The following is a 14595-nucleotide window of genomic DNA, read 5'->3' on the forward strand; positions in this document are numbered from 1 at the left end:
TCTTTTTGCTTTTGTAACGTTGTGCTTCTTGATGAAAGTACCATTCTAAACCTTGTTTTGGGATCCCAGTCCTAGCGCATGTTACCGATGATGGAGGATCTGGAGTCTTGCATCTTTTTAATGAAATTAGTCATGAGATCAAAAGCTTCATTCCGCTTGTTAGACATGGACTGCAGACGAAGCATATCCATTTGTTGCGAATTGCTGAGGGCATCAATCTGGCCTTTCAATGTTTGCACAGCGGCTTGATCTCCGTTTTGCTGAGCCACTTGCAATTTTGCATTGAGATCAGCAATCTGTTGATTGCGGTTCTGTACCTCTTGAATTTGTGTTTGCAATTGAGCATCCAGCAATCTAGTGCGCTCCTGCTGCACCATCATCAAGGCCGTTTCAATATCCATCGAGGAGATGTTTACTCCGGACAATGAAGAAACGGGCTTTGCCACAGTTGCACTTGCTGCCGATGCAGAAGTGACAACCGATACTGCTGCAATTGCAGCAATAGCTGTTGAAGAGAGAAGCTTTGTTGACTTTTTCATAGGGTAGACCTCCCAAAATATGTAGAAGACATCTGGTCATAATTGACATCTTTCGACATGATTATATCAGAAGACCTAGGACTTTAAATCTATTTATTTTAAATTTGAAATAAAATATATACTTCCCGTTGTTATATCCAGAGCTAGCCATCCAATAACCCTCTCCAGTCCGCTCTTTACATTGTCCGTGATAGCTGTTGAATCAGTTCGTTAATGTATGCTTTTACTGGCTGATCATCCAGATTCTCGATCCGTGACGGGCTAAGTAACTGATGTTTCTTTAGGATGTAAAAGTCAAACAAGCCCTGACGGATGGTCATATCTTGCGTGATGGAAAACGACGGCTCAGCGATTCTGCGGATCACAGCTTCATCTTGAATCATGTATAACACCGGGCTAATGCGATTAAAAATACCTTGTTCTATTCCCTTTTCAAAAAATGAACATAACTGTTCACTATGATGCCTCAAAGCGGAAGCAATGCCTTCGTATAATTCCGGGTAAAGCTTCTTCACCTCGTTCCAAAAGAACTCGGGCAGATATAACACATGGGTCATCGCATGCTCATAGGCGATCTGAAATCTACGCTCGTACGAGATCGTATCATCGTCCATTGTTGCCCGGGAATCATGAATCTCCTCAATATACACGTTCAGTACGTTCTGGATAATTTCCTCTTTGGATGAGAAATATTTATATAGGGTTGCCTTGCTGATATCCATATGTTTCGCGATGTCATCCATGCGCAGGGAACTGATGGACTTTGCACGCAGAACCGGAATGATTTTGGTTAGTAGTTTTTGTGAATTTTCCAAACGTTTCAAGGGGGTACCTCCTTCATGCTGCGTCAATTGCTCCAAATTGGACAATATAATGAGTATACCATGCCTGGACAAAATAGATAGAATAAACGAACTATACGAATTTCATCGTTTTAGTTTACTTTAACAAATGAGTATGATATATTGTCTGCATGAAGTTGTTAACGATTATATTTTACACAATTTAAATTACAAGCATGTACAGGAGGTTTTCACGATGAAAAAAGTATTAGTTGTTTTGACCAATGTCGATAAATATGCAACCAAAGATGAACCTACAGGTCTGTGGCTCAGTGAAGCCACTCACTTCATTGAAGAGTTCGACCATAACGATAATGTGCAGATTGATCTGGTTAGCCCGAACGGTGGCAACGTGCCACTTGATCCGAAAAGTCTGGGCGACTCTCTGGATGCCAGCACCAAAGCTTATTTCGAGAACGAATCCTTCATGAACAAATTGAAAAATACATTGAAACCGAGCGAAGTAAGCGCAAGCGACTACGATGCCATCTACTTCACAGGTGGACACGGTACAATGTGGGATTTCCCGGACAATGCCGAACTTCAAGCGCTATCACGTGATATTTATGAAAAAGGTGGCGTAGTATCCGGCGTGTGCCACGGGGTTACTGCCCTGCTGAATGTGAAGCTGTCCAATGGCTTGCTTCTGATTAACGATAAAAAAGTGTCCGGCTTCACCAATGAGGAAGAAGAATTGGCACAACAAACGAAATATGTTCCATTCCTGCTCGAAGATGCACTTCGGGAACGTGCTTCCGAGTACGTTAAATCCTCTCCTTACACTTCCTATGTGACAACAGATGGACGTGTGGTTACGGGACAAAACCCGCAATCCAGCAAAGCCGTAGCTGAAAGTGTCAAAGAATTGCTTGGTCTGTAAGATACCTCAGCTCCCCCATGAGCTTTTATATAAATGAAAACTTTAACAAAAAGCACGTACCCTTCAAGATCTGACAGGTACGTGCTTTTTAGTGATGTTCTTTATGTTCTCCAAAAACGCCAGACGCTACTTCTTCTATCCTTATACTGCTTCAAGTGAAGGGCAGGCTCTCTCCTTAGACGTCTAACATATGAAGTTTGCAGCATTCAGTGTAACTCTTCATTTTTATCCTACAAAAAAATAAATGTGACCATCTGCCCCACCCGGCAGTCTAATCTATGTAAAACCGGCCAAGAGATGTATCTCTAACACGATATAAACCCGTTACGAAAGGAGCTGTTAACTATGGATTCACCCGATCTCATCACACAGGCTATCCAGGGAGATCGTGAAGCTTTCATCAGGCTGATCCGAGAGATCGAAAATTCCCTATACAATACCGCCATATCCATGCTGCGCAAAGAAGAGGATGCCGCAGACGCGATTCAGGAGACGATCCTGAAAGCCTATAAATCCATGCATACCCTTCGGGAACCACAGTATTTCAAAACCTGGATGTTCCGTATTCTCATCAATGAATGCAATACCTTGTTATCCCGCCGCTCTCTCTCCACTTCTTACGCAGAAGTACCCGCAGAACATCAGGCACAATCCAGTCCATACGATGAGGTGGATATGCGAGAAGCAGTCGATCAGCTGGAAGAAGCCAAACGCATTGTGATTGTACTGCACTACTTTGAAGATATGAGCCTGCGTCAAGTCGCCGATACACTGGGCCTGTCCGAAAGCGCCGTGAAGATGAGGCTGAGCCGGGCAAGGAAAGAGCTATATCAAAAATTCAAAAACTTTCGGGAGGTAAAATTACATGTCGAACCCGTTTAATCTCGATCAAAAATTAAAAGAACAAGCCAAGGAGCGTCCTGCCATGTCTAAAATCGTACGTAACCGCATTGATGCCACACTGGATTCCCTTCCGGAATCAGCTAGCCAAATGAATATGGAGTCGGTTCAGGCTCATCCATCAAAACGTGTTCATAAGCCACTACGCCGTACCGCAGGAGCTGCTGTCGCAGCAGGTGTGCTGGGCTTAACGGTATTTGCATCCGGTTTTGTCTCTCCAGCAATGGCTGACTCGTTGCGCAACATTCCACTGATAGGCAGTCTCTTCAGCTCGATTGAAGCTGATATGGGTCTGAGAACAGCAGGCAACGAAGGTTTGACTACACCAGTGAACAGCTCTTTCACTTATCAGGATGTGAAATTCAAAGTATTAGAAACGATCTATGACGGCACACGTGCAGCGTTTCTCGTTCATGTTACTGCACCTAATCTCAATCAGGGCATGTACGACAATGGCAAAGATATCGTAAAGCTGAGCAGTGGCGTTGAAAATGTATTTTTCGATGTGAACGGTTCTCGTCCAGATAGCGGTCTGTTCTATACTTCAGCCGGAGCGAACGAGCCTGATACGTTGCTTTTTGAACAGGTTATTCCTGCAGATCACACAGGCGTCATCCCGGATCAGTTCGAAGCTAAAGTGAAGTTGAAGTTGCAAGGTATGGATCATGAGTTCGAATTGACCGTTCCGTTCACTAAATCTATAACGGACACTCATAACGTTCAGCCGAATAGCACGATAGAAAATGATCTGTACACGGTCACTGTGAACAAAGCCGAGGTCACCCCAATTACGACTCGTCTAACTGCTTCGATCGCGTTAAAAGGGGAAGAAACGTTAAGTAAAAAAGAAGAGAAACAGCTACGTGAAATCCGATTTGCTGTCTATGATGATCAAGGCCGACAATTGACTGCATTGAGCGGTGAAGGTGTGTATCAAGCAAACCAGTTGAACTGGGAAAACATCTATGCTACCACAGCCAAGGATGTGAAATACCTGATTGTGAAGCCTTTTAAGGTGAAAGATGATTTTGCCGAAGAGGTCAAGGACGATCAATTCATTAAAGGAATGGAAATGAAAATCCAGTTGCCATAGCTCAATTTCATTTCCTTGCAGAGGGGTTATCGCATGTCCATTCAGTTTACCATTTCATCCTTTGTAGTTCTTGTGCCACTGTTTATTCTGACCCTGCTCACTCTGGTGATTCATGCCAGGGTGAGCAAAGTCAGATATACAGGCAAACAGTATATGTTGATGCTGACATTTGTGATATATATGCTGGGCATGATGCATTTTGTATTTTTCCCCATTGATGTGAACATCGGGATGTATGCCAACCAAACACCCTGGTATTCAAACATTCAGTGGGTTCCATTGCTGACTGCGGATGCGCCAAGCTTTCTTTTGAACATCCTGCTGTTTATGCCGTTAGGATTCCTGCTTCCTCTTTGGAGACCTTCGGTCAACTCCATAAAAAAAGTGGCGAAGACAGGCTTAACGGTAAGTTTAACTATTGAACTATTGCAACTCGTGATTCGAATTGCGGTAGGCAACGGCCGCTCAACCGATATTAATGATCTGATCGCCAATACTTCAGGAAGTGTGCTTGGGTTTATTGTGCTTAGTCTGCTTACCCGCCTGATCGGCCAAAAGCTGATTCTTCCTTGGAAAATGCCAGGTCATAAATCACACTCTACGCAACGTTAGAATGATACATCTGAAAATGAGCTTCCTCCTTTGAAGGCAAAACATGGTCTGTTCCTTAAGATGAAAAAGTTCGCGAGCTGTGATACAATGAAGGAATTGTGTATTCGCAGACAGACATGCAGATCGCGCTTAAAAATAAAACATTTTGGGCACTCTTTATCGATTGATCATGCTGCCACTTTAGGGAGGTTTATGGAACAACCATGCTCATTATTGGTATCGCCGGAGGAACCGGCTCCGGCAAAACAACGGTAGCTCGCTCCGTTATTGAACGTCTGGGATCAGCCAAAGTTACATTCATATCCCAAGACAATTATTACAAAGACCAGTCAGACCTCACACCTGAGCAACGCAGACTGACGAATTACGATCACCCGTTTGCTTTTGATAACGATCTGTTGATTGAGCATCTTACCCTGTTGAAAAAGGGCCAGCCAGCGTATGCTCCCGTGTATGACTTCACCATAGATAACCGCGCTGCAGGCGAAACGATTGAGCTTGCGCCGAACCACATCATCATTGTCGAAGGGTTACATGTGTTGATTGATGAGCATCTTCGTACACTGCTGGATATCAAGGTATTTGTAGATACCGACTCCGATGTACGCATTCTGCGCAGAGTACTACGGGACATGGAAGAGCGTGGACGCTCGATTCAATCCGTGTACAAACAATATCTCGAAACGGTAAAACCGATGCATGATGCGTTTATCGAACCGTCCAAAAAGTATGCGGATATCATCATCCCTGAGGGCGGGCATAATGAAGTAGGGATTCAGATGCTGTCCATTCTTACCGAGAAATATCTCACGGGAGAAAACTGGAACAGATCTTAATCAAAATTGCATAAAGAAAAACAGAGTTTTTCAGGGATTAATCCAGGTTACGATACAGCGTAATCTGGATTTTTTGTTTTCGGGGATGGATATATCATCTATACTATATGACATCGTTTCGTTGAGAGGAGTTTATTTATGGCTACTTTTGAAGAGTTCACGCAACATGATATTCGAGTAGGTACCGTGGTGGAGGCTGAACCTTTTCTGAAGGCTCGTGTTCCTGCGATTAAGATGAGAATAGATTTCGGGCCACTCGGTTTAAAAAATTCCAGTGCCCAGATCACCCACCGTTACACGCCCGAGCTGATGATTGGCAAACAGGTCGTTGCTGTCGTGAATTTCCCACCTCGGCGGATTGCCGGTTTCGTGTCCGAGGTACTTGTACTGGGCGGTGTTCCCGGCGAAGGTGACGTCGTCCTGCTCTCCCCAGATCATCCGTTACCGAATGGAACACCGATTGCTTGAATTTATTTTTATGTACATGGGGTTTTCAAATGTTGGAAAATGGAGTATTCTCTATGTATTGAGCAATAACTGAAATGAATTACATATTTCGAGAGACCTTAAAGCATAAGGCTATGAATCTGCGGATTCGTGGCCTTTTTTTGTGTTTTGAGAGGATATACATGGTAGAATATTGATTATTATTACAAATTTAGCAGATATAATCCTAGTAAGTACATATCAGCGCCAAATTATATCCATCGAGAGGAGTTAGATTCATGAGAAAACAGATGATTTCCAGTTTAACAGCATTAGCTTTATTCGTAGGGGGATATGCAAGTTTGGTGGGAATAGGCGGCACTAGTACAGTCGAAGCAGCGCAAGCCGTCAGCTCATTTAAAGATGTACCCGCATCCCACTGGGCATCCTCAGCAATTTATTCCGCAGTAGAGAAAGGTTATTTCAAGGGATATGCAGACGGAACGTTTAAACCAGGTTTACCCGTCACCAAAGCTGAAATGGCTAGTATTTTAGCACGTTTGAATGATCAGCCGGAGCTACCGACTGCTGAACCGAATCATTTTACAGATGTACCGGAGTGGGCTAAAAATGGTGTTTCTACGGCGATTGCCAAAGGATTTATCCATCCTTCCAGCTATAAGGACAAACTAAGTGCTCAAGCTGCACTTGAACGGGGCGAAATGGCGGAATGGTTAACACAAGGATTGAGTGTAGTAGATTCAGACTATGGACAGGCTCTCTCGGATGTAACAAACACCGTCATTCCTGCGAAGGAATATTTTACAGGCAAGCTGGCCGACTCGCAAAAAAATGCTGTCGCCGTTGCCCTTGGAACCGGGCTGATGAGCGTTGCGAATGATAAAACATTTGGCGTAAACCGCACCACAACCCGGGCAGAAGTCGCCGTGTTGCTCAGTCGTTACGCGTCCGTTGCCAAAACCAAACCTGCCGATCTTCAAGGGCTGAATGAACTGCGGCAGGTGGGATTGACAGGCACCAATCTGAGTGTGATTGCACCGAGGTATCAGAAAACCTCAAAAAATAAATTTCTTGATTCATATGACTATAGCAAAGTTACAACCGACTTTTCACAGGTTAGAAATAAAGATTTAGTTACAATTACGAATTATGCTGATGTTAAACTGCGTAACTGGATCATTGTAAATCCATACACTATCGAATCGAAAAGAAGTATCTTTTACCCTGTTTTTGTTGATGAAAAAGACTCCCTCTTACGTGGGTCTTACTATTCCTTTGCTGAATTTGACTTAAATATCAAAGATTCCATGACGCAACTTCAGGCGGGGAGCCTCTTACAGTCACCAAGTATTAACCCTTTGAAATCACCAAACTCAAATTCATTCTTGGAATACTCGGTACCTCACATTAATGATTTCCTAAGTAATAAGGGAGTATTTAAAGTTAAGAATCCAACATATTGGTCTACAGGATTGTTGCACTTCGATAAATCACTTACAACTCAAGTGAAAGTCATCGCTAAGGATGGAACAGATTTCAACATGACAGCAAACTAATAAATTTGAAGGGTGATCTAGTTTGAATCTAAGAACTTTTATAAATAAATCACTGATCTCAATAATATCATTAAGCTTGGTGATTCCTATGAATCTTATTTACGCTGGGGGAGGCCCCGGTACAAAACCTCCATTGGAGGCTCCTCGTTGGGAGCCTTCTACCCCAGCAAAATCCCAAAGGAAAATTAGTCCTGTAGAAGGTAAAGGTACAAGTAATATTGGCATATACATATATCAATTAGATAATATGAAATGGAAAGTAGAGGGAGAGTGTAATGGACAAGAGCTATCAAATAATTCGACAACAAACAAACCTAATTCTTCTTTTGTATGTATAAATCTCCCTCTAGACCAAGAAGTCTATAAGCCATCACAATACAAAGATAAAAATGACCAGCCACATGATCACTCTGAGTTTGTTTCTGCATCAAATAAACCAATTTATATTGATAATTCAGATTACTATACACCTGGTAATCCCATACTAGTAAGTGTAGATAGATTCACTGGTGATATTGCAGAATTTACAATGCAGATTGGAGGCGTAATTCAACCATCAGGCTACAGACCCTATAATCCACCCAAGTACTCCGCTGACTACATATTTAATACCGATATATATTGGCGGGCTGTCGCCGAAACCACCAAAGAAATCAACCTCTCTCCTGGGGGACAAATTCGGTTAAATCAAACCAAACAGCTCAATGCGATGGTTAAAACCAAAACAGGGGATGGTAACTTTGGTACAGAAACCAATGTAAACACGGGCAGCGGAGGAACGACCACGTGGGAGTCCTCCAATCCCTCTGTTGCAACGGTAAGTAATTCCGGGATGGTACAAGCGGTTAGCAGAGGCACTACATCCATCACGGTGTTATGGGAAAAAGACGGATTTCAATTAACGACCCAAACAACCATCGGTGTTGAACAGGGAACCGGTGGGGGTGGTGACGACGGAGGCGGGAATACCGGTGGGGGTGATAGCGGAGGCGGTGGTGGCTGCACGCCTACGATTGGATCACCATCTCCAGGTACAACGATGAATATGAGTGACCTTGATCCCAACGCTACAGGTGTAATAAAGTCAGATAACAGGGGGAATGAAACATTTAATGTATTAAAAGGAATTCCTACTTCCGAGTCTCTATACACTAACGCCTTCGCGGACAATTATCTATTTAAGCAAGCCTGGACCAAAATGAGCGGCAAAGTTATATATGATTGTAATATCACCATCTCCTATGATAGAGAATGGACCGTACCTGGACCGCAGGTCTGTAATGACGAAGGATGTAGGGATGGCACACCTATACCTAAAAATGATACCGTTCCTAAACCATACAACTTCCAAATTACACGAAACTATTCCTACTGGATGATTAGCAATCTTGAAGTGTACAAGCTCGTCCAAGCAACGATGAAAAATTATGCACTGCCTGGCGAAACCATTACGATGAATCCTGCCGGTTATGTTCCACCGACACTTGAATCCAGCAATGATTCTGTCGTTGAACGTCATGTGAGGCCAGGACAAACGTCATCCATCTCGTACACTCCATCCAAACTAACAGGTGGTTTGAATGCACCCCCGAATGTGCCAGATGACACAGCTCTATTAAAGGGAATGGCCGAAACTAACACACCACAAAGCACCGTGAAAAATGACTTGGTGAAGTTCAATAATGCAGTGATCATGAATGATACCGAAACAACCAAGGATGGGCCACTGCCGAACAACATTCCTTCACCAACAACAATTGGACGGGATGTCTTGTACACTCCCAACCACAGGATCAGCAGTTCCCTGCGAAACAAAGCCAACACGGAAAGTTCTGGCCAAATCTATTATGATCTACTACCGGGTAACGTGAACGGCGGAGCCAACAAGATACTTCCGATTAATGGAATAAACACCGTTACGGTGCACACCCCTGTCGTAAACTACGCATGGGTGTCCGACGATCAACCGCATAATCAGAAAACAATACCTGATCCTACCCGTGCTGCGCTTATTCTGGAGCGTCCCTTCATTGTGCGGATCCCTACATCCGGGCAACACTTGGATGCGTCCAGTTATCCCGGATATGGCAATCGGGACTATGCCAAATATTTTCGCATCAAACAGGTGTTATTCCCGTTTGACGTCTATACAGCCGATCGAACACAGTTCATCCCAAGCCACACATGGGTCAACATTCCGGTGAACCAAATGGATACAACATTCTATATGCCAGTATGGGTGGACGAGGGGAAATATACCATCGAATTTCGGAACATCGCCGAGAATTCACCAGCAAACTTCACAGAGCAACCCGATGCCAACACCGATCTAACTCATCATGTTGCAAGCGATAAGATACCTGTAGATGTAATCGGCAGGCTGTATGACTTTCATGTGACTGATGTATCCGACTATAACTGGGAGAGTGTATTCCGCAAACGACCAGGTAGCCCGGAACCTACAGGCCATAGCTACTGGAGCGGATTACGCGGCATCGATGGTGACCCCCGAGGAAACCTTGCTCCATTTGTATTGCCGATTCGGCCTGGCAGTCATCCGGTCGAAGGATTTCGGAACGTTGCTGTGAAAACAGGCTATCACTTCAAGTTTGATCTCAAGACGAAGGGTAATATGTTTGGAAAACAGGATGGTATTCGAATAACACCCACATTCTCTTTTATAAACAAGGATAACTCTTCCCGTCAGGATGTTGATCTATACTACCATCGGGGGCAGGAACGTCTTATTCGAATTGGTTCAGCGCAGGATATGGAGAAACGATTTGTTGTGTTGAACTCACGACTGCGTAATGTACCTGGCACAGAATTGAGTGACGCGGCACGTTACCAATATACGTATGAATTTTCACCAGACGAACGCAATCGTCTCACATTAGCAGAACATATGGTCAAAGTCGCCAACCAGACTTCACACCAAAAAACCTGGACAGGCCGTTATGACTGGATGATTCTGACGGCGCCGCTTCGTACACTGATTGGGCCTAAAACAAATATCCCTACCAGCGTTAACGTTGACAGGGCCAATGCTGCAATCCAGCGGTGGTACGGGGAATACAGTCTGCCGGCAGATGTGTACGCTGTTCCCAAAGGCACGAACCTTGAATCCCTTGCCAGACAGAATAAGCTGGATGAACAATCTGATATCTTTTTGAAAAATGGGTACATCGTCGTCAACTTTAATATCGAGAGTCTACGTAACGGCAATACTCAGGCACCGCATCTGCAATATATCCATGCTCCACTTATGAATCAGTGGCAGTTGGAGGGTTTCAACCACCCACCTGCATTCAATAACAGCGCTACTAACAGCAGCAGGTGGCCTTTGAAGGATGGCGATATTGTCTTTTATCATGCAGACCAGTCCAGTCGAAATGACTTTCAGTCCCAGGTGCCTCATTAAGAAATAGAGTTACGGATGACGGATAAAGATATCTGGAGAATGAATATCAGGATAAAGTTTAACCCAGGGCAGAAACAGCAAGATCATTCTCATTCCGTATAGATGACAACTATCAAAAAAGGCAAAAGGGTTATCTCGAATGAATTCATTTATCAGCAGAATTCAACTCCAGATAACCCTTTTCTCATCTACTCTTTATTCGTAATTAACCTGATCTATCTACTTCCCGCTAGTACCACCACACGCTCACGCATCTGCATATCATCCTTCAGCTCTCTCAGCGACAGAGCGGAGGACATCAGACTTCGGGTATACGGATGATTCGCCGAACTGGTCAGCTTGGCACTGTCCACAACCTCCACTACTCTTCCTTGATGCATGACTGCAATACGGTCACTCACTTGCTGCACCACAGCAAGATCATGTGATATGAATATGGAGGAAACTCCCGTCTCCCTACGTAGTTCCATAAGCAGATCCAAAACCTGTTGCTGAATGGAAACATCCAAAGCAGAGGTAGCTTCGTCAAACAAAATGATCTCAGGCCGTAAACCAATCGCACGAGCAATGACAGCTCGCTGTTGTTGCCCGCCGCTTAATTCATGTGGATACTTATCCGCATCCATAGCAGACAATCCAACGCGCTCCAGCAATCTGCGTGTTTCCTGAGCAGCCGCCTGCCGTTTCATCATTTTATAATTCAACAGAGGCTCACCGATAAACATGCCCACCTTCATGCGTGGGTTAAAAATCGCCGCAGGCTCCTGAAAGACCATCTGAATCTGCTTACGCATCTGGCGCAGACTTTCGCCTTTCAAACGGGTAATCTCCTGCCCATGGTACCAAATCTCTCCTGAAGTCACCTGTTCCAGATGAGTTACACACTTGGCAAGAGAGCTTTTGCCGCTTCCACTCTGCCCGACAATGCCAAGACACTCCCCGGGATATAACGCAAGATCTACATTCTGTAAAGCCTGAACAGCCTGCCGCCCTTTCATCTCGTACGTTTTACATACGTTACTCAGTTTCAGAATGGGTGATCCGGCATTGATCATGTATGGTTCCCCTCCAGTTCAGGTACAGCTTCTAACAGTTTGCGGGTATACTCGTGGTCAGGATTCGATATGACACGCAGTGTATCTCCCAGTTCCACTAACCTGCCGTCTAACATCACACCGATCCGCTCAGCCATATGGGCCGCAACCGCCATATTATGCGTCACGAGCATCATGCCCGTTCCCTTGTCCGCACAAAGCCTGCTCAATTGATTCATTACTTCATTTTGAGTCGTAACATCCAGCGCACTCGTCGGCTCATCCGCCAGCAGCAGTTCCGGCTCCAACGCAGCCGCCATTGCGATCGAGGTTCGTTGCTTCATCCCCCCGCTAAGCTGGGAAGCATAGGCATGCATGACTCGCTCTGGATCATCCAGCCCCATACGGGCCAGAGTGTGAATGGCCAATTTCCAAGCCTCTTTACGGGACATAGGCAGGTGGGCACGAATCGCCTCCACGTACTGACTTCCAATACTACGAATCGGATTCAGATATGAACCGCTGTCCTGAAATACCATCGCGATTCGTTTGCCACGCATCCCCTGCCAATCTTGTTGCGAGTCACGTAGCAACACCCGTTCCCGAAAAATAATCTCTCCTCCGGTGTATCGTCCGCCTACAGGCAGTAGTCCCAGCAAAGCCCGGATCAGGGTCGACTTCCCGCTTCCGCTTTCCCCCACAATGCCAATGATCTCTCCTGGCTTCATCGAAAAGGATACATCTCGCAAGGAAGGCACGCCTTCCTTGTAACTTACAGACAGATTCTTCATCTCAACAAGCAAAGATGTCGTTCCCCCACGCAAGGACGTCATCACTACTCGACCTTAATGTTGCGATCTAGCAGATAGAAGTCGATCGGGTACATTGTTGCACCCTTTACATTACTTTTACTGACGATATTAATCGGTGTATATGTCAAGAACATATAAGCAGCATCGTTCAGAATCATCTGTTGCGCTTCTGCCGCAAGTGCATAACGCTTCTCCACATCAAACTCCGAGTGAAGACGCTCAATAAGCTCATCCAGCTTCGGATTGCTGTATCCGCCGACATTCCACTCCGCACCTGTTTTGAAATAGAAGTCGAGAATATACTGCGGATCACCCGTGATGCCTGTATTGATGCTCGTCAGAGCCAGATCATAATTCCCACTCTTCTGATGGTCAGTGAGATCCTCATATGAGGTGAGCTCCAGCTCAACCCCAATTTCTTTAAGCTGGGACTGCATCGCAGCAGCCACAACGGAATCGGATTCATAAGCTGAGTTAAGAATGAGTTTTAGCGACAGCTTCTTCCCTTCCTTTTCACGAATGCCATCTCCATCAGCATCCTGATATCCAGCCTCATCCAGCAATTGTTTTGCCTTCGCGGGCTCGTAATCATATCCGGTAATTTTGTCGTACCCAAAAGGCAATGCAGAGGTAAACGGACCTTTGGCTGCTTGTCCACCCACCAGCGTATTCGCGTACATTTCGCGGTCAATTCCGTAAGATATGGCACGGCGAACCTTTACATCGTTTAGCAGTGAATGGGTCGTGTTAAACCACACAAACTGCGTACGGAGGCTCGGAATTTCATCAATCGTATATTGTGTTTTATCCTGAAAAAGAGGCATCTGGCTGCGTCCCACATTACTCGCTACATCGATTTCCCCTGATTGCAGTGCCAGCGCCCGTGTATTGTCATCCTTGATGTATTTCAGTGTCATCGTATCCAGATCAGCCGCGCCACCCCAGTATTTATCGTACTTTTTCACCTGAATCTCCTGGTCGGGCCTATATCCTGTAACCATGAACGGCCCGGTAGCGATGGGCTCACTCTTGAATTTTGATGTGTCTGCACTCGTATCCACGATAATAAACAGTGGCTCTGCAATATTGCCTAGCAGTGAGGCATCCGGCTGTGTTGTTTTGATCGTCAGATCCTGCCCCTTGGCAGTCATTGACGCAATTGGCAGTGTGGATTGACCTCTCTCATTCAGCGAGATGGAGCGTTCGATTGATTTTTTTACCGCATCCGCAGTCACGGGATTGCCATTATGGAACGCTACTCCATCGCGAATATGAAAATGCCAGGTTGTATCATCGATCCGATCCCACTTATCGGCAAGTTTGGGGACGATCTTCATCTGCTCATCAAACTGAATCAACGTCTCCCCAATAGCCGCGCGCGTCAGCGTCCAGCCGTTCCATTCCTCCGCAGGATCAAGGCTACTCCCCAGCCAGAACAAGGCCACATTCAGATGTGATTTCTTGTCCTCACCAGCCGCACCACTCGCATTCACACCTGCCTTTTTCCCCGTAGCATCGGATGATGAAGGTGTTGAATTTTTGTCGTTACCACAGGCAGCGAACAACAGAATAGTCATCATTGATATGATAGCCAGTAGCCATGTTTTTTGAAACTTACCCATA

At 45.1% G+C, this 14595-nt stretch carries 13 protein-coding genes; 8 read left to right on the forward strand and 5 right to left on the reverse strand.

Features of this window, described 5'->3' with window-relative positions; genetic code table 11:
- Window positions 1-71: 71 nt before the first annotated feature.
- Together J2T16_RS24195 and J2T16_RS24200 are read right to left on the reverse strand one after the other, a co-directional pair.
- Window positions 72-539 (reverse strand): hypothetical protein, encoded by a 468-nt coding sequence (locus tag J2T16_RS24195; protein WP_260511046.1) that lies wholly within the window; start codon window positions 537-539, stop codon window positions 72-74.
- Between the two features lie 176 nt (window positions 540-715).
- Window positions 716-1363, reverse strand: a complete 648-nt coding sequence (locus tag J2T16_RS24200) for a TetR/AcrR family transcriptional regulator (protein ID WP_221790176.1) — start codon at window positions 1361-1363, stop codon at window positions 716-718.
- Window positions 1364-1577: 214 nt separating this feature from the next.
- Between J2T16_RS24200 and J2T16_RS24205 the strand changes: the two genes are divergently transcribed.
- From J2T16_RS24205 to J2T16_RS24240, 8 genes are all read left to right on the forward strand, one after another.
- Window positions 1578-2261, forward strand: a complete 684-nt coding sequence (locus tag J2T16_RS24205) for a DJ-1/PfpI family protein (RefSeq protein WP_154959846.1) — start codon at window positions 1578-1580, stop codon at window positions 2259-2261.
- Window positions 2262-2606: 345 nt separating this feature from the next.
- The gene (locus J2T16_RS24210; protein ID WP_154891493.1) at window positions 2607-3143 is read left to right on the forward strand and encodes an RNA polymerase sigma factor; all 537 of its coding nucleotides are present in this window, start codon (window positions 2607-2609) and stop codon (window positions 3141-3143) included.
- Window positions 3127-4254 (forward strand): DUF4179 domain-containing protein, encoded by a 1128-nt coding sequence (locus tag J2T16_RS24215; RefSeq protein WP_499019411.1) that lies wholly within the window; start codon window positions 3127-3129, stop codon window positions 4252-4254. The genes J2T16_RS24210 and J2T16_RS24215 overlap by 17 nt, the downstream gene beginning before the upstream one ends.
- A 33-nt stretch (window positions 4255-4287) precedes the next feature.
- A complete protein-coding gene (locus J2T16_RS24220; protein ID WP_154891495.1) occupies window positions 4288-4866 on the forward strand; it encodes a VanZ family protein in 579 nt (192 codons plus the stop codon).
- A 203-nt stretch (window positions 4867-5069) separates the two neighbouring features.
- Window positions 5070-5702 carry a uridine kinase gene (gene udk, locus J2T16_RS24225; protein WP_090924213.1) on the forward strand — a complete coding sequence of 211 codons (633 nt, stop codon included), beginning with the start codon at window positions 5070-5072 and terminating at the stop codon, window positions 5700-5702.
- A gap of 138 nt (window positions 5703-5840) precedes the next feature.
- A complete protein-coding gene (gene csaA / locus J2T16_RS24230) occupies window positions 5841-6170 on the forward strand; it encodes a chaperone CsaA (protein ID WP_154891496.1) in 330 nt (109 codons plus the stop codon).
- A 257-nt stretch (window positions 6171-6427) separates the two neighbouring features.
- A complete protein-coding gene (locus tag J2T16_RS24235; protein ID WP_499019412.1) occupies window positions 6428-7705 on the forward strand; it encodes an S-layer homology domain-containing protein in 1278 nt (425 codons plus the stop codon).
- A gap of 529 nt (window positions 7706-8234) precedes the next feature.
- Window positions 8235-11126, forward strand: a complete 2892-nt coding sequence (locus tag J2T16_RS24240; RefSeq protein WP_499019413.1) for a DUF5704 domain-containing protein — start codon at window positions 8235-8237, stop codon at window positions 11124-11126.
- Window positions 11127-11341: 215 nt separating this feature from the next.
- Here J2T16_RS24240 and J2T16_RS24245 read toward each other — a convergent pair whose 3' ends face one another.
- Genes J2T16_RS24245 through J2T16_RS24255 form a run of 3 tightly spaced genes read right to left on the reverse strand, consistent with a single transcriptional unit; the run spans window position 11342 to window position 14594 of the window.
- Complete coding sequence (locus J2T16_RS24245) at window positions 11342-12181, reverse strand: ABC transporter ATP-binding protein (RefSeq protein WP_221790172.1); 840 nt, start codon at window positions 12179-12181, stop codon at window positions 11342-11344.
- A complete protein-coding gene (locus tag J2T16_RS24250; RefSeq protein ID WP_221790171.1) occupies window positions 12178-12993 on the reverse strand; it encodes an ABC transporter ATP-binding protein in 816 nt (271 codons plus the stop codon). Before J2T16_RS24250 ends, J2T16_RS24245 begins: the two co-directional genes overlap by 4 nt.
- Window positions 12994-12995: 2 nt before the next feature.
- Entirely contained in the window at window positions 12996-14594 is a 1599-nt protein-coding gene (locus J2T16_RS24255) for an ABC transporter substrate-binding protein (protein ID WP_336121345.1), read from the reverse strand.
- Window position 14595: the final 1 nt, after the last annotated feature.

The organism is Paenibacillus intestini, assembly GCF_030803945.1.
GTDB classification, from domain to species: Bacteria; Bacillota; Bacilli; order Paenibacillales; family Paenibacillaceae; genus Paenibacillus; species Paenibacillus polysaccharolyticus.